This window comes from Kitasatospora sp. NPDC096128 (assembly GCF_040303105.1).
In the GTDB taxonomy this organism is placed as follows: domain Bacteria; phylum Actinomycetota; class Actinomycetes; order Streptomycetales; family Streptomycetaceae; genus Kitasatospora.
Genome location: NZ_JBEOSP010000022.1, coordinates 1 through 15,204, shown reverse-complemented (window position 1 = coordinate 15,204; position 15,204 = coordinate 1). Strand labels below are relative to the sequence as shown.

Here is a 15,204-nt window from a genome sequence, read left to right as displayed (position 1 = left end):
GGAGCAGTGTGCGACCTGTTCCGGCGACAGGTCCAGACCACCGGCCGCCGCCCCGTCCGGGACCGCCCCGGCGGAACGCCGGCTACACCGGCGGCCAGGGGATCGCGGGCCAGTCCTGCGACGGCAGCGGGTGCTTGCCCGAACCGCGCAGCCCGGCCACCCGGGCGCGGGTGGCGTCCAGTTCGGCGGCGGTCAGGTGCGGGGCCAGCCGCTCGGCCAGCGCCCCCTCCAGCTGGTCGGCCAGCCCGGCCAGCACCTCCAGCGCCTCGGCGGGCAGCGGGTCGCCCGCCCAACCCCAGAGCAGGGTGCGCAGTTTGCCCTCGGTGTTGAACGTGACGCCGTGGTCGATGCCGTACACCCGGCCGTCGGCGGCCGGGATCAGGTGGCCGCCCTTGCGGTCCGCGTTGTTGAGCACCGCGTCCAGCACGGCGAGGCGGCGCAGCCGCCGGTCGTCGTGGTGGACCAGCAGCGCGGTGCGGCCGCCCTCGACCTCGGCCCGGACGATCGGCAGCCAGCCCTCCTCCGGGCCCGCCGGGTCCTGGAGCGCCAGCAGCGGCTCGGCCTCCGGGTCCGGCTCGACCCACAGCTGCACCATGCCCGGCCCGTGCGGCCCCTCGCGCAGCACGGTCGGCGGGATCAGCCCCCAGCCGGTCGCCGCGGACACCTCGTACGCAGCGACCTCGCGCCCGGCCAGCGTGCCGTCCGGGAAGTCCCACAGCGGGCGCTCCCCGGCCACCGGCTTGTAGACGGCCTGGGCGCTCAGCCCGTCGTGCTCGACGCTGCAGTACAGCGCGGCGTTGGAGGCCTCGGTGAGGCGGCCGTGCACGGTCAGCCCGCCCCGGCGCAGCAGGGCGAGGGCGGTGGGCACGTCGGCGGCGAGGGCGGCGGCCGCGGCCGGGTCGGCCTGCGGCGGGGTCTCGGTGTTCAGCGCCGGTAGCCGTTCGCGCGCGGGCACAGGTGGCCCTCCGGGTCCAGCGGCAGGTTGCAGAAGGGGCAGGGCTTGCGGCCGGCCGCGACCAGGTCCAGCGCGCGCTTGGCGAACACCCGGGCCATCGCGCCGGAGAGCCGCACCCGCAGCATGTCCGGGCCGTTCTCGTCGTCCTGGAAGACCGGCTCCTCGCCGTCCTCCTCCTCGTCCACCTCCACCAGCGCCTGCGCCTCGACCACCAGGCAGGCGTCCACGCTGTCCCACGCCAGGGCCATGGTGCCGACCCGGAACTCCTGCTCCAGCGGGAGGTCCAGCGGGGCGGTGTCGAGCAGGTCCTTGGGCGCGGCGGCCGGGATGGCGGCGTCGCCCCCGCTGCGCCGCAGCGCCTCGTCCAGGACCTCCTCGATCCGCTCGGCGAGGGCGGCGACCTGGTTCTTCTCCAGCAGCACGCTGGTGATCCGGCCCCGGGCGCTGGCCTGCAGGTAGAACGCCCGGGCGCCGGGCTGGCCGACGGTGCCGGCCACGAACCGTTCGGGCTGGTCGTAGAAGAAGACCTGACGGGGCACGCTCTAGCTCCGGATCGTGTCGGTCGGTGCGGATCCGCCATGGGGGATCGCGGGGTTGTCCAGCTGGGCGGGTGGTCGAACTGCGGGGCACTCACCAGTCACCCTACGACCTCCGGGCCCCGGTCGGGGAGCCGAGCCGGTGGCCGCGGAGGGGGTGGCACCCGCGGGCCCGGGCGGTGTCGCGCGCCGTCCGGGCGGGGTGTGCGGGGCGGCCCGGGGGTGTCGGGCGGGGCGTGCCCGGCGGAGGGCGCCGCTCAGGCCGTGCCGCCGACCACCGCATCGCCGGCCGGGGTGGCCGGGGCGGCGGACGGCTTGGGCGCCAGCGAGGAGAGGTCGCCGGTGTCGCCCATTCTGAGCACGAAGGGCCGGTGCGGGGTGTAGCGGATGGCGGTGACCGAGCAGGGCTCGACGCTGATCCGCTGGAAGTGGTCCAGGTGCAGGCCGAGCGCGTCGGCCACCACCGCCTTGATCACGTCCCCGTGCGAGCAGGCCAGCCAGACCGCGTCCTCGCCGTGCTCGGCGGCGATCTTCGCGTTCCACTCCCGGACCGCGTCGACCGTACGGTGGCTCAGCTCGCGCAGCGACTCGCCGCCCGGGAAGGCCGCCCCGGCGGCGTGGTCCTGCACCGTGCGCCAGAGCGGTTCCTTGGCCAGCTCGGCCAGCGGGCGGCCGGTCCACTCGCCGTAGTGGCACTCCCCCAGCCGCTCGTCCTCGGCGGGCGCGCCCAGCTCGGGGCGGGCCGCGAGCAGCGGCTCCAGGGTCTGCCGACAGCGCTCCAGCGGACTGCTGACGGCGCGGGCCAGCGGGACCCCGGCCAGCCGCCCGGCCAGCGCGGCGGCCTGCGCGCGCCCGGTGTCGTCCAGGTCCACGCCGGGGGTCCAACCGGCCAGGATCCCGGCGGTGTTCGCGGTCGAGCGGCCGTGACGGACGAGCAGCAGGGTGGGCATGGGGCTTAGCCTACGGCCTCCGGACTCCGCCGTGGAGTGCGGTTCGGCGACCGGTGGCCGGGGCTGCTGCGCGGGGCTCGTACGTGCGGCCCGTACGTGCGGCCCGTGCCCGGTTCCTGCGCAGGGTTCGGCGCGCGGAGCCCGCCGCCGGGGGCTCGCCTCCGCCTGCGGGCCCGGCTCCCGGCCCGGCGGGCGCCCCCGGGTGACAATGGCCCGCATGATCGTCCACTGCGCCGCGTACCGGGACGGCCGCCGGCTCGGGGCCTCCGAGGACCTGACCGACTCGCTCACCACCGCCCGCGAGGCCGGGCCCGGCGCCTTCGTCTGGATGGGCCTCTTCGAACCGACGACCGAGGAACTCGACCGGGTCGGCAAGGAGTTCGCGCTGCACCCGCTGGCCGTCGAGGACGCCGTCAGCGCCCACCAGCGCCCCAAGGTCGAGGCCTACCAGGGCTCGCTGTTCGTCGCCCTCAAGACCCTCGGCCACCACGCCGACACCCGCGCCGTCACCTGCGGCGAGGTGATGGTCTTCCTCGGCCCGGACTTCGTGATGACCGTCCGGCACGGCGAGGACACTCCGCTCAGCGGCCTGCGGGCCCGGCTCGAACAGCAACCCGAACTGCTGCGCTACGGGCCCAGCTCGGTGCTGCACTCGGTCTGCGACACGGTGGTGGACGGCTACGTCGCGGTGGCCACCGCGCTCCAGGTCGACCTGGACGAACTGGAGGCGGACGTCTTCGCCCCCGGCCGGGTCGGCCGCGACACCGCCGGGCGGATCTACGGCTGCAAGCGCCAGGTGATGACCGTCCGCCGGGCCGTCTCCCCGCTGCTGGAGCCGATGCTGCGGCTGGAGCGCGGCGTCCCCTTCGTCCAGCCGGAGACCGCCCCCTACCTGCGGGACGTCGCCGACCACCTGGCCCGGGTGAACGACCAGGTGGACGGCATGGACCGACTGCTGTCCGACATCCTCGGCGCCAACCTGGCGCAGGTGAGCGTGCAGCAGAACAACGACATGCGGAAGATCTCGGCCTGGGCGGCGCTGGCCGCCGTACCGACCATGATCGCGGGCGTGTACGGGATGAACTTCGACGACATGCCCGAACTCCACGAGCCCTGGGGGTACCCGGCGGTGCTGTCGCTGATGGCGCTGGTCTGCGTGGTGCTGCACCGGGTGTTCAAACGGCACGACTGGCTGTAGTGCCGCTCGGCCCCCTCCGGCGGATCAGGCGAGTCCGGCCCGCTCCAGCGCCTCGACGCCGGTGCGCAGCGACTGGATCCGGTCGTCCAGGGTGAAGCCGGACGGGGCCAGGGTCAGCGTGGTGACGCCGGCGTCGGCGTAGGCCTGCATCCGGTCGGCGATCCGGGCGGTGTCGCCGATCAGCGAGGTGGCGTCGATCAGGTCGTGCGGGACGGCGGCCGCGGCGCCCGCGTAGTCCTTGGCCAGGTACTTCTCCTGGATCTCGTCGGCCGCCTGCTCGTAACCCATGCGCCGGGTCAGCTGGTTGTAGAAGTTCTTCTCCTTGCTGCCCATGCCGCCGATGTAGAGCGCGGCGTAGGAGCGCAGGCCGTCGACCCCGGCCTTGATGTCCTCGCCGACCGCGATGTTCACGGTCGGGCAGAGGTCGAAGCCGTCCAGCGTCTTCCCCGCCTTGGCCCGGCCGGCCGTGAGCGCGTCGAGGGACAGCGCGGAGTGCTCGGGCGAGAAGAAGATGCCGAGCCAGCCGTCGGCGATCTCGCCGGTCAGCTCCAGGTTCTTCGGGCCGATCGCGGCGATGTACAGCGGGATCTGCTCGCGCACCGGGTGGACGGTCAGCTTGATCGGCTTGCCCGGCCCGCCGGGCAGCGGCAGGGTCCAGTGCGCGCCCTCGTGCACCAGGCGCTCGCGGGACATCGCCTTGCGGATGATCTCCACGTACTCGCGGGTGCGGGCGAGCGGCTTGTCGAACTTCACGCCGTACCAGCCCTCGGAGACCTGCGGGCCGGAGACGCCGAGGCCGAGCCGGAAGCGGCCGCCGGAGAGGGTGTCCAGGGTCGCCGCGGTCATCGCGGTCATCGCCGGGGTGCGGGCCGGGATCTGGAAGATGGCCGAACCGACGTCGATCCGCTCGGTCTTCGCGGCGACGAAGCTCAGCACCGTCGCGGCGTCCGAGCCGTACGCCTCCGCCGCCCAGCAGACCGAGTAGCCGAGCCGGTCCGCCTCCTGGGCCACGGCGATGTTGTCGGCGTCCATGCCGAGTCCCCAGTAGCCGAGGTTGATGCCGAGTCGCATGTGCCGAACCTTCCAGTCGGGTGGGCCCGGTGGCCAGTCGGGCAGGCGTCGTGGCCGGTCGGGCGGGCGGGCCAGCACGTCGGGCGGGCCTGCTGGCGAGCGTAACCGCGTCCGCGCAGGTCATGCTACTGACGGGTAGTGGTGGTCTGGGTCACACCGGCCGCATTGATCGTTCTGCGGGTCTGCGCCCCTGCCCGGGGACCGGCCGCTACGCTCAGCCGACGTGGGGAGCGCACTCCCCACCTGCGCGTTCACCGGGGCTACCGGGGCTACCGGTACCACCGGCCAGTGGAGGGCCCGTCCGATGGAAAAGCGTCACCTCGGCCGTACCGGCCTGCAGGTCTCCCGCCTCGGTCTCGGCACCATGACCTGGGGCCGTGACACCGACGAGCACGAAGCCGCCGAGCAGCTCAAGGAGTTCGTCGACGCCGGCGGCAACCTGGTCGACACCGCCGACGTGTACGCCGACGGCGGCGCCGAGTACCTGATCTCCCGCCTCACCGACAACCTCGTCCCCCGCTCCGAACTCGTCATCGCCACCAAGGCGGGCAGCGTCCCGGAGTCCGCCCGCCGGTTCGACTGCTCCCGCGGCCACCTGCTCGCCGCCCTCGACGCCTCGCTGCACCGGCTCGGCACCGACTACGTCGACCTGTGGCAGGTGCACGCGTTCGACCCGGCGACCCCGGTCGAGGAGACCCTCAGCGCCCTCGACATCGCCGTCTCCTCCGGCCGCGCCCGCTACGCCGCGGTCTGCGACTTCAGCGGCTGGCAGCTCGCCAAGGCGGCCACCTGGCAGCGCGCCCACCACGACCGGATGCCGCTGGCCGCGGCCCAGTTGGAGTACTCGCTGCTCCAGCGCGGCATCGAGCGCGAGGCGCTGCCCGCCGCCCTCGACGCCGGGGTCGGGATCCTGGCCGGCTCGCCGCTCGGCCGCGGGGTGCTCACCGGCAAGTACCGGCACGCCGTCCCGCAGGACTCGCGCGGCGCCTCGCCCTACCTGTCCGGGTTCGTCCAGCCCTACCTGGGGGAACGCTCCCGGCGGATCGTCGACGCCGTCGCCACCGCCGCGGACGGGCTCGCCAGCAGCCCGCTCGCGGTCGCGCTGGCCTGGGTCCGGGACCGTCCCGGGGTGGCGAGCGCGCTGGTCGGGGCGCGCACGGTGGCACAGCTGCAGGCGGCACTGTCAGTGGAGGCGCTTACGCTTCCGGGTGAGATCCGCGGCGCGCTGGACGACATCTCGTCGCCGGTGCACCGCTACCCGGACCAGGGGTGGACGGAGCTGTAGGCCCGGGGTCGGGTGGTCGAGCGGAACGTGCAGTGCAGGACATGCGGTGCAGAACGTGCAGTGGAGTGAGCTTTGGAGCGGACGACGATGAGTGGCACGGGCAACGGCGCTCCGGAGGAGGCTGCGGCGGCGCCCGACAAGGCGGCGATCGCGGACATCGTGGCGCGGATCCGCCGGATCGAGCAGCAGGAGGCGAAGCCGGGAGCGCACCGGCTCGGGCCCTCCGCGCCGAAGGCCGCCGATCCGGCGGGGGCCGAGCCGGTGGAGTCGGAGTCGGCGCCCGAGGGCTCTGGACCCGGGGGGGCCCGACCCGACGCCGGTGAGGTGCCGACGGCTCCTCCGGCGGCCGCGCCGGCGACCCCGGCCGCCCCGCCGATGCGGACCGCCGCGCCGAGCGAGGACGTGCTCCAGGAGACCGTCGAGGTGCTGACCGCCGGTGGCGCCCCCGCCGACCTGGCCGCCGCCGCGGTGGCCGCCTTCGGCGACGGCGCCGCCGAGCGGCTGCGCACGGATCCGTGGGCGGTCCTCGGACTGCCCGGGGTGCGCCCCGAGCACGCGGACCACTTCGCCCGCGGGCTGCTCGGTGCCGAGGCCGGTCCGGACGACGCCCGCCGGGCCCAGGCCCTGGTGGTCTGGCTGCTGGAGCAGGCGGCGCTGCGCGGGCACTCCGCCCAGGAGCTGTCCGAGGTGGCCGCCGGGCTCGAACGGCTCCGGATGCCGGAGCCGGCCGCCGCGGTCCAGCACGCCGTCGCCGACGGGCGGGTGCTGCCCTTCCAGGAGGAGCTGAGCGGGCCCGAGGCGCAGACGGCCGGCGGCGACGAGGACGAGCCGCCGACCCGGACGCTGCTCGCGCTGGAGGGGCTGGCGATGGCGGAGGACAGCCTCGCCGAGAAGCTGCTCCAGCTGATGGCCACCTTCGTGCCGGGCGAGGACGTCGACGAGCAGGACACCGAAGAGCCGGACACCGAGGAGCCGTCGACGGAGGCGGAGTCGGGCACGGAGTCAGGCACGGAGTCGGGCACGGAGTCGGGCACGGAGTCGGGCACGGAGTCGGGCACGGAGGCTGAGGCGCCCGCCTTCGCCGGCCCCGCCGCCTGGGCGGCCGCCGCCGAAGCGGCGCCGTCCTCCTCCGCGACCGCCCTGATCCGGGCCGTCGCCGAGAGCGCCCTGGTGCTGCACACCGGCGGTGAGGCCGCCCGGGCCGAACCGGCCGCGCTGCTCGCCGCCGCGACGGGGCTCGGGCTGCGCGCCTGGGGCGCCACCTGGACCGACCAGGGCCGGGACTCCTTCGACGCCCTCGCCGCGGCCGAGACCCCGGTGGTGACCCTCGCCGAGCTGCTGTCCGGTACGGCCGGCCCCGGCCGCGCGGCCGACGGCACGCTCGCCCTGGACCTGCTGGTCGTGCTGGACGCGCCGCTGCTGGACGTCGAACTGGCCGCCACCGTCCTGGAGTCGCTCGCCGACGGCACCCGACTGGTGCTCAGCGGGGATCCCGGGCAGCTCTGGTCGGCCGGCCCCGGCCGGTTCTTCGCCGACCTGCTGGCCGCCAAGGCCTGCCCGGCCGTCGCCTCCCGCACCCCCGACTTCGGCCCGATCGGCGAGCTGGTCTCCGGCGTCGGCGTCGGCGAGCTGCAGCCGGTCGAGGCGCCGGAGAAGGAGGTGGTCATCCTTACCGCCAAGGACAGCGGCGAGGCCGTCCACCGCGCCGTGCAGCTGCTCACCGACTCCATCCCGCGCGCGCTCGGCATCCCCGCCGAGCAGGTGGTGCTGCTCACCCCCGGCCACGGCGGCCCGGCCGGCACCCGCGCCCTGAACGCCGCCGCGAAGGCCCGGCTGAACCCCGGCCCCGGCCGGTTCGGCGGGTTCGACCCGGGCGACCGGGTGGTGGAGTCCCCCGCCCCGGGGATCACCCGGCCGGCCCGGGTGCTGGACGGCGACGCCACCGGACTGCACCTGGAGTACCCGGACGGCTCCCGCCGGACCGTCCCGCCCGCGGAAGCCGGCCGGCTGCGGCACGGCTGGGCGCTGACCGTCCACCAGGCGCTGGGCCGCCGCTGGCCCGCCGCGGTGGTCGTGGTCCCGGAGGACGCCGGGCCGGCGCTCTCCCGGCAGTGGGTCTACACGGCGTTCGGGCGCGGCGAGCGGCACCTGTCGGTGGTCCACGCGGCGGGCCCGGCGCTCGCCCAGGCCGTCGCCGAGCGCCCGGCGCAGCCGCGCACCACCCGGCTGAGGGCGCTCCTCGCGGAGAACGCGGTCGTCGAGGACTGATCCGCCCGCCGGTCGGCCCGGTCCGACGGCGGATGTGCGAAGGGCGGGCCCGGATTCCCGGGCCCGCCCTTCGCACATCCGTCCGATGTCAGTCGTCCGGGTCCTCGTCGTCGTAGACCTCGCTCACGTCGAACCGGCAGATCAGCAGCTGCGGGTCGGCGTGCTCGAAGGGCTCCGGCAGCCACTCCCCCGGATCGGTCGGCTCGGTCGCCGCGACCCAGAGCGTCGAGTCCGCCTCCTCCAGGCCGAACTCCTCGCTGCGGGCGGCGATCTCGTCCGGCTCGTACTCGCCGAACAGCACGCCGATCGCGGCGTTCACGCCGCCGGCGCCGCCCGGGGTCAGCGACTCGTCCAGCCGTTCGGCCTGCGCGCGCAGCCGCTCGGGGTCGACCACGTGGTAGTCCCGGCGGATCAGCACGCTGATCGCCTCGGGCTGTTCCGGGCCGTGGTAGCCGCCCGGCCCCTCGTCACCCGGGATCTCGAAGGGGGTGACCTCGTCGTAGACCTCGTAGAGGAGTTGGTCGTAGGCGATGGCCGCCGTGGCGAGCTGCTCGTAGGCAGCCGTCACGGCGGGATCATCAGCTGCGTTGGGGCTTGACACCGCTTCCAGATGACGGTCGATGGCGGCCTTGACCGCCTCAGCGGCGGCGCGTACCTCGGCAATGGTGGGCTGCGCGGCATCAGACATGGTGCAGACGCTATCTCCCCGCGGCGCCGGTACGCACAGCGGTTGTCACCTACACCCGCGATTTCACCGCAACTTCCTCCCCGATGTCCGATTTAAAGTGTTCTGTCCACCGGCAGAACCGGCGCGGGGCGGGCGCAGAGGGCGCACAGCCGATCCGGCGGGGCCGTCCGGGTGCCGCGTCGCGCGCCGGTACCGGGGTATCCCCTCCACAGCAGCAACAGAACTGATGCACTGTCAGACGAGCGTCCGGGGCGGGAGCCGTCGAACCGCCGCACCGGAGCGGGAGGTCGGCCGGAAATACCCGGGCCGAGTGTCCTGGGCAGGCCGTAGGCTTGCGCGTAGGTGATCCTCAGGAGGAGCGTTTTGACCCCACCGAAGCCGGTCCGGCAGCCGGAGTACGAGTACCAGTCGCTGCGCATGCCGCGTGGCACCACGCGCAACGCGGCACGCCAACTGCTCACCGAGCACGCCGAGTACGGGCACTGGGAGCTCGACCGGCTGAGGTTGTTCCCCGACGGCAGCCGGACTGTCCGGTTGAAGCGGCGGATCATCCGGCAGGTCCGGAGCTGGTGACGGGCGGCGGCGCCTCGTCCCGAGTCGAACGCACGCCGGGCTTTCACGCACCCGCGGCCACCCGATCACCGGGCGGCCGCGGGTGCTTCTGTTCGTCGGCGGGTCGCTTCACCCACGGGGGCCGCTGAGCGGTCGGGGGGGCACAGCGGGTGGGTTCGGCCCGCGGGCTCAGCTCACGGACGCAACTCGTGTGCTCAGCTCGCGGGGTCGCGCGAGCCGACTCAGCGCGAGCCGACTCAGCGGGCGCCGACTCAGCGGGCGCCGGCGCGGGCGCGGCGGTAGAGCACGCCGCCGCCGATCAGCAGCGCGAGCCCGGCGGCGCCGAGCATCTCGACGTCACCGGCGCCGGTGTGGGCGAGCTCGCTGTTCGCGGCGACGTTCTGCGCGGCGGGAGCGGCCGGGGCGTTGGTGCGGGCGGCGGCCGGCACCGCCTGGGTGCCGCCGTTGCTCGACGGCTGGGCGACCGGGGCGCTCGGGGTGGCGCCGGCGGACGAGCCGCCGTTGCGCGGGTTGCCGGTGCCGGTGTCGCCACCGGTCGACGGCGGGGCGGAGGGGGTGTGACCCTCGGGGCAGTCGTCGGTCGGCTTCGGGGCGGCATGGGTCGCGGTGACGCAGTCGTTGCCGAAGGCCGGGTTGCCGACGCCGACCACGTTCACGGAATTGCCGCAGGCATTGACCGGGACGTGCACCGGAGCCTGGACGCTGTTGCCGGCGATCACGCCGGGCGAACCGGCCGCGGTCCCGCCGGCGGAGGCCCCCGAGGCGGAGGAGCCGCGGGTGGCACCCGCGGTGGAGCCCGCACTGTCACCGGAGTGGCCGCCCTGGCCCGGCCGCGGGGCGGCGTGGCGACCGCCGCTGACGTTGGCGCAGTGGTTGCCGAACGACGGGTTCAGCGCTCCGATCACATCGACCGTGTTGCCACAGGCGTTGATCGGCACCTCGACCGGCACCTGTACCGAGTTGCCCGAGGCGACACCCGGTGATCCCGCGGCTCCCCCCTGCGCCTCGGCGGCCGCGTAGGCGTAGCCGGCGGTCGAGGCCAGCACGCTGCCGGTGGCCACGGCAGTGAGGATCCCCTTCTTGGCTACATTCCTCATGTTTTCCCCTGACGTATTCGAGACGGCGTGGCGACCTTGGCATGAACCCATATGAAAGTCGGAATTTCCGTATATCCGGAAATCGCGCAAGGCCTTTGACTGCACAGGAGTTAACGAGAGGCAAACGGGGAGGTTGAGCCGAACGACGCAGCTTCACCCGATCGAGCGATCAGAGTGTTCGAATGTTGTCGAGCCCTCCGCCATGCCCCCGATCCGCCATGCCCCTGATCCGCCATGCCCCTGCATGGAGCACGGGCACGCGAAGGCCCCCGGTGCGGCGCGTCCGCCGCCCGGGGGCCGTACCGAGCCCGGCTCAACGGGCCTCAGCGGCCCGGAGACCGACTCAGACGTTGGCGCAGTGGTTGCCGAACGCCGGGTTCAGCACGCCGATCACGCTGACGGTGTTGCCGCACAGGTTCAGCGGCACGTGGACCGGGACCTGGATCTGGTTGCCCGAGACGACACCCGGGGAACCCGCGGCCACACCCTCGGCACCGGCACCGCCGTGAGCGGACGCGACACCGGCGGCGGCGAGCACCAGGCCACCGGTGGCGGCGGCGACAGCGGCGATCTTCTTGACCTTCATCATTCCTCCTGTATGGACAACGCAACCCGTTCGGCGGGCTGCACAGGGATGAACGACGCTGCGGCAAACGGGGTACGGAGTGGATTTCCCATTCACCCTCAACGGTGATGCTTCGCACAGACGACCGGCGCGGAATTACGGGAAGAATCGTTTCTGTTGATCGCTTTCCACCCGTCCCACAATCATGCGCTCCGACAATGCGGTCGGCCCGCCCCCGGCACTCCGGGAGCGGGCCGACCCAGTCGCCTGATCAGTGGGCCGAGGCGGTTCAGCAGGCGTCGATGAAGCGGTCCAGCACCCGGACGCCGAACTTCAGCCCGTCCACCGGCACCCGCTCGTCCACGCCGTGGAACATCCCGGCGAAGTCCAGCTCCGGCGGCAGCTGCAGCGGCGCGAAGCCGAAGCAGCGGATGCCGAGGTCCTGGAAGGACTTGGCGTCCGTCCCGCCCGACAGGCAGTACGGCACCGCGCGGGCGATCGGGTCCTCCGCGCGCAGCGCGGTCTGCATCGCCTCGACCAGCGCGCCGTCGAAGTCGGTCTCGATCGCCCGGTCCGAGTGCAGGCTCTCCCGCTTCACGCGCGGGCCGAGCACGCTGTCCAGCTCGGCGAGGAACTCCTCCTCGTAGCCGGGCAGAAAGCGCCCGTCCACGTGCGCGGTGGCCTGACCGGGGATCACGTTCACCTTGTAGCCGGCGCCGAGCATGGTCGGCTGGGCGGTGTTGCGGAACGTGGTGCCGATCATCTTGGCGATGCCGCCGAGCACCCGGACCACCTCGTCCATGTCCTCCGGGTCCAGCCGGTACCCGAGCACGTCCGACAGCTCGTCGAGGAAGGCCCGCACGCTGGGGGTGATCCGCAGCGGGAACTTGTGGCGGCCGAGCCGGGCGACGGCCTCGCACAGCTCGGTGATCGCGTTGTCGTCGTTCGCCATCGAGCCGTGGCCGGCCCGGCCCTCGACCGTCAGGCGCATCCAGTGCATGCCCTTCTCGGCCGTCTCCACCAGGTAGAACCGGGCCTGGTCGTTGACGGTGAAGGAGAAGCCGCCGACCTCGCCGATGCCCTCGGTCACGCCCTCGAACAGCTCCGGGTGCTTGTCCACCAGGAAGCGGGCGCCGTACGTGCCGCCCGCCTCCTCGTCCGCGAGGAAGGCGAGCACCAGGTCGCGAGGGGGCTTGCGGCCGGTGCGCAGCCGGTCGCGGACGACCGCGAGGGTCATCGCGTCCATGTCCTTCATGTCGACCGCGCCGCGGCCCCAGACGCAGCCGTCGGCGATCTCGCCGCCGAAGGGGTCGTACGTCCAGTCCGCGGCGTTGGCCGGCACCACGTCGGTGTGGCCGTGGATCAGCAGGCCCGGGCGGGACCGGTCCTCGCCCTCGATCCGGACGACGGTCGAGGCCCGCCCCTTGGCCGACTCGAAGATCTGCGGCTCGATCCCGAACTCGGCGAGCTGCTCGGCCACGTACTCGGCCGCCTTGCGCTCGCCCGGGCCGGAGCCGTCCCCGTAGTTGCTGGTGTCGATCCGGATCAGATCGCGACAGATCTCGGCGACCTCCGACTCAGCCGTCACCTTCGGCGCCGCCGACTCGCTCCGCTCGCTCACGGTCACTCCTCGTCTTGGGCCCGCACCGACGCACCAGCGCGCCACCCCCGGGATCTGCTCCCGGGCCGTACGAGCACGTCCGCCCATCCTCCCCCAGCCCTCGATCCCGATCCACCCCCTGCACGCCCTCGAAACCCGCTGGTCACACCCCCGCCACAGGCCGCCCCTTGCCCCCGCCACCAGCCCGGCCGTCCGCTCCGGAGCCGTTTTGGGAGCCCAAGCCGATCTTTGCTACAGTTACATCTGTCAGCGCGACGGACGAGAGATCGGAAGCCGCGAGGACGACACCTGGTCCGGGTGGCGGAATGGCAGACGCGCTAGCTTGAGGTGCTAGTGCCCTTTATCGGGCGTGGGGGTTCAAGTCCCCCCTCGGACACCGACGAGAGAACCCCAGTTGATCTGGGGTTCTCTTTGTTTTCCGGGACTTCCGGGGCTTCCGGCGGCCGCAGTGGCCGCCCGTGACGCACCGCAGCGCTTCCGTCACGCCGAGGGGCGGGCGCGCAGTGCGGGGAAGAGGGTGTCGCGCACCTCGCGCCAGCGCTCGATGAAGTCGGCGCGGCCGTGCAGGTTGTGGGAGATGTGCTGGGCGCCGAAGAAGGCCGCGACGGCGACCCGGGCCGCGACGTCCGGATCCATGTGCGGGGCCAACTGGCCTTGGTCCCGGGCCTCGTGCATCAGGGTCGCGATCAGGTTGGTCCAGTCGACGTAGGGCAGCGGCAGTTCGACGTCGACGGCGCCGCGCTCGTTCTGCAGCCTGGTTCCGGCCTGCATGATCGGGTCGTCCAGGAACGCGACGCTGGCCGCGTTGAACATCTCGATCGCGGTGTCCAGCGGGGACAGCCCCTTGCCGCGGACCGCCTCCAGCGTCACCGGCCAGCGCGAGTACAGCTCGTCGACCACCGCGATGGCGAGGGCCTGCTTGTTGGGGAAGTGGAAGTAGACGGCGCCCTTGGTCATCGCGACCTCGTCCGCGACGTCCTTGATGCTGGTCTGCTGGTACCCGCGTTCGGCGAAGATCCGTGCCGCGCAGTGCAGGATCTGCTCCCGCGTCCGCTCGGCCCGCTCCTGGCGCAGCATCGGACCGGTCGCCCCCGGGAGCCGGGCCGCCGGGGCGGGCCACAGCGACTCCACGGCAGTGCCCTCGTTCTGGCTCACTGTTCGCTTTTCCTCTCTCACGCCCCGGCACACCCCGGCACCCCTGGCCGTACAGCTTCACCCAGGTGTTCTCGGGCCGGGGTCGACGGTCACCTGACGTGACCCTCGCCCGCGGACGGGGTGGCACCACCTTAGGGAACGGCGGACCGCCGGGGAGAACACACCCGTGCGTCCGCCTCCGCCGGCTTCACCGTGTTCGCCGGGTCGGCGGTCGCCCCAACCGGGCGGCGGCGAGCGGAAGATGGTGCTGATGGTCCATCAAGAGGCTGATTGGATAGGTGAGTTGTGAGGCGTGACCGGGGCCGTGGCCGTCGTCAGGCCCGGCGGGTGTCGCCGATGGCGCTCTCGATGCCCTGGACCATCCGCCAGAGCGGGGCCCGGCGGCTGGCGACCAGCACCACCACGTCATCGGCCGCCTCCTCGCCCTCCGGGGCGGCGTCGGCCGGGCGGTCGCTCCAGGTGGAGGTGACGAAGGCCATCGCCGCGTCCACCTCGGCCACCCAGTCGCTCTCGCCGCCCGAGCGCAGCCAGGTGCGCAGGGCGTGGTTGTGCGCGGCGACCACGGCGGCGGCGATCACATCGGCGCGCAGCGGGCCGTCCGGGCGGTCGGCGAAGCGGCCGCGCAGGTAGGCGGCGAGGGTGTGCTCGTAGCGCCAGACCACCGACAGCTCGTACGCGCGCAGACCGGGGACCTTGCGGGTGAGGCGGTAGCGCTGGACGGAGAAGGAGGGCTGCTCGGCGTACATCCGCAGGACCAGGCGGGCCGCCGCGCAGGCGTGCTTGACCGGGTCCTCCTCGCCGGTGCCGGACTCCAGGAACTCGGTCATCTCGGCGAGGCTGCGTTCGTGGTCGGGGAAGACCACGTCCTCCTTCGCCGGGAAGTAGCGGAAGAAGGAGCGCCGGCCGACGCCGGCGAGCGAGACGATGTCGTCGACCGTCGTCTGCTCGAAGCCGCGCTCCAGGAAGAGCTCGAAGGCCGCGGCCACCAGCGCCTCGCGCATGGCCGGCTTCGAGGGCCCGTCGTTCATGGGCAGGTCCTGCTCTTCCTTCTCGCTCATTCTCCGGAACTTAGCATCGGCACGACGGGCCGGCCCGGACGGCCGGTCGGCTGAACCGGCCGGCCGTCGGGGCCTGTCGGACCGTCCGTTACGGCAGGTTGCGGGCCATCACGATCCGCTGGACCTGGTTGGTGCCCTCGTAGATCTGGGTGATCTTCGCGTCCCGCATCATCCGCTCCACCGG

The 15,204-nt window shown here is 73.5% G+C and carries 15 protein-coding genes and 1 tRNA gene; 5 read left to right on the top strand and 11 right to left on the bottom strand.

Annotation, left to right across the window (positions count from 1 at the left end; genetic code table 11):
• Window positions 1-82: 82 nt before the first annotated feature.
• From ABTY61_RS23830 to ABTY61_RS23820, 3 genes are all read right to left on the bottom strand, one after another.
• Entirely contained in the window at window positions 83-955 is an 873-nt protein-coding gene (locus ABTY61_RS23830; protein WP_502895418.1) for an SCO1664 family protein, read from the bottom strand.
• A complete protein-coding gene (locus tag ABTY61_RS23825) occupies window positions 925-1,494 on the bottom strand; it encodes a DUF3090 domain-containing protein (protein WP_350507069.1) in 570 nt (189 codons plus the stop codon). The genes ABTY61_RS23830 and ABTY61_RS23825 overlap by 31 nt, the downstream gene beginning before the upstream one ends.
• A 254-nt stretch (window positions 1,495-1,748) precedes the next feature.
• A complete protein-coding gene (locus ABTY61_RS23820) occupies window positions 1,749-2,441 on the bottom strand; it encodes an MSMEG_4193 family putative phosphomutase (protein ID WP_350507068.1) in 693 nt (230 codons plus the stop codon).
• Between the two features lie 208 nt (window positions 2,442-2,649).
• On the opposite strand from ABTY61_RS23820, the gene ABTY61_RS23815 reads away from it, so the two are divergent.
• Window positions 2,650-3,639, top strand: a complete 990-nt coding sequence (locus ABTY61_RS23815) for a magnesium and cobalt transport protein CorA (RefSeq protein ID WP_350507067.1) — start codon at window positions 2,650-2,652, stop codon at window positions 3,637-3,639.
• 24 nt (window positions 3,640-3,663) lie between these two features.
• Here ABTY61_RS23815 and ABTY61_RS23810 read toward each other — a convergent pair whose 3' ends face one another.
• Window positions 3,664-4,710: an LLM class F420-dependent oxidoreductase gene (locus ABTY61_RS23810; protein WP_350507066.1), complete on the bottom strand. Its 1,047-nt coding sequence runs from the start codon at window positions 4,708-4,710 to the stop codon at window positions 3,664-3,666.
• Window positions 4,711-5,014: 304 nt separating this feature from the next.
• Between ABTY61_RS23810 and ABTY61_RS23805 the strand changes: the two genes are divergently transcribed.
• Together ABTY61_RS23805 and ABTY61_RS23800 are read left to right on the top strand one after the other, a co-directional pair.
• Entirely contained in the window at window positions 5,015-5,995 is a 981-nt protein-coding gene (locus tag ABTY61_RS23805; RefSeq protein WP_350507065.1) for an aldo/keto reductase, read from the top strand.
• Between the two features lie 87 nt (window positions 5,996-6,082).
• On the top strand, window positions 6,083-8,263 hold the full coding sequence (locus tag ABTY61_RS23800) for a helix-hairpin-helix domain-containing protein (protein ID WP_350507064.1): 2,181 nt from the start codon (window positions 6,083-6,085) through the stop codon (window positions 8,261-8,263).
• 88 nt (window positions 8,264-8,351) lie between these two features.
• Here the strand turns inward: ABTY61_RS23800 and ABTY61_RS23795 are convergent, their stop codons facing one another.
• Entirely contained in the window at window positions 8,352-8,951 is a 600-nt protein-coding gene (locus tag ABTY61_RS23795) for a hypothetical protein (RefSeq protein ID WP_350507063.1), read from the bottom strand.
• A 363-nt stretch (window positions 8,952-9,314) separates the two neighbouring features.
• Between ABTY61_RS23795 and ABTY61_RS23790 the strand changes: the two genes are divergently transcribed.
• A complete protein-coding gene (locus ABTY61_RS23790) occupies window positions 9,315-9,524 on the top strand; it encodes a DUF5703 family protein (RefSeq protein WP_033350848.1) in 210 nt (69 codons plus the stop codon).
• 251 nt (window positions 9,525-9,775) lie between these two features.
• Here ABTY61_RS23790 and ABTY61_RS23785 read toward each other — a convergent pair whose 3' ends face one another.
• The 3 genes from ABTY61_RS23785 to ABTY61_RS23775 form a co-directional block, all read right to left on the bottom strand.
• Complete coding sequence (locus ABTY61_RS23785; protein WP_350507062.1) at window positions 9,776-10,621, bottom strand: chaplin; 846 nt, start codon at window positions 10,619-10,621, stop codon at window positions 9,776-9,778.
• 343 nt (window positions 10,622-10,964) lie between these two features.
• The gene (locus ABTY61_RS23780) at window positions 10,965-11,207 is read right to left on the bottom strand and encodes a chaplin (protein WP_387932693.1); all 243 of its coding nucleotides are present in this window, start codon (window positions 11,205-11,207) and stop codon (window positions 10,965-10,967) included.
• A 268-nt stretch (window positions 11,208-11,475) separates the two neighbouring features.
• Entirely contained in the window at window positions 11,476-12,807 is a 1,332-nt protein-coding gene (locus ABTY61_RS23775) for a M20/M25/M40 family metallo-hydrolase (protein ID WP_350507060.1), read from the bottom strand.
• A gap of 291 nt (window positions 12,808-13,098) precedes the next feature.
• Here ABTY61_RS23775 and ABTY61_RS23770 point away from each other — a divergent pair.
• A tRNA-Leu gene (locus ABTY61_RS23770) sits at window positions 13,099-13,183 on the top strand.
• Between the two features lie 104 nt (window positions 13,184-13,287).
• Here ABTY61_RS23770 and ABTY61_RS23765 read toward each other — a convergent pair.
• The 3 genes from ABTY61_RS23765 to ABTY61_RS23755 form a co-directional block, all read right to left on the bottom strand.
• Window positions 13,288-13,962, bottom strand: a complete 675-nt coding sequence (locus ABTY61_RS23765; protein WP_350507059.1) for a ScbR family autoregulator-binding transcription factor — start codon at window positions 13,960-13,962, stop codon at window positions 13,288-13,290.
• Window positions 13,963-14,276: 314 nt separating this feature from the next.
• Complete coding sequence (locus ABTY61_RS23760; RefSeq protein WP_350507181.1) at window positions 14,277-14,963, bottom strand: TetR family transcriptional regulator; 687 nt, start codon at window positions 14,961-14,963, stop codon at window positions 14,277-14,279.
• Window positions 14,964-15,108: 145 nt separating this feature from the next.
• Window positions 15,109-15,204, bottom strand: a 96-nt coding sequence (locus tag ABTY61_RS23755; RefSeq protein ID WP_157849844.1) for an acyl-CoA dehydrogenase family protein, incomplete at its 5' end; no start/stop codon positions are given.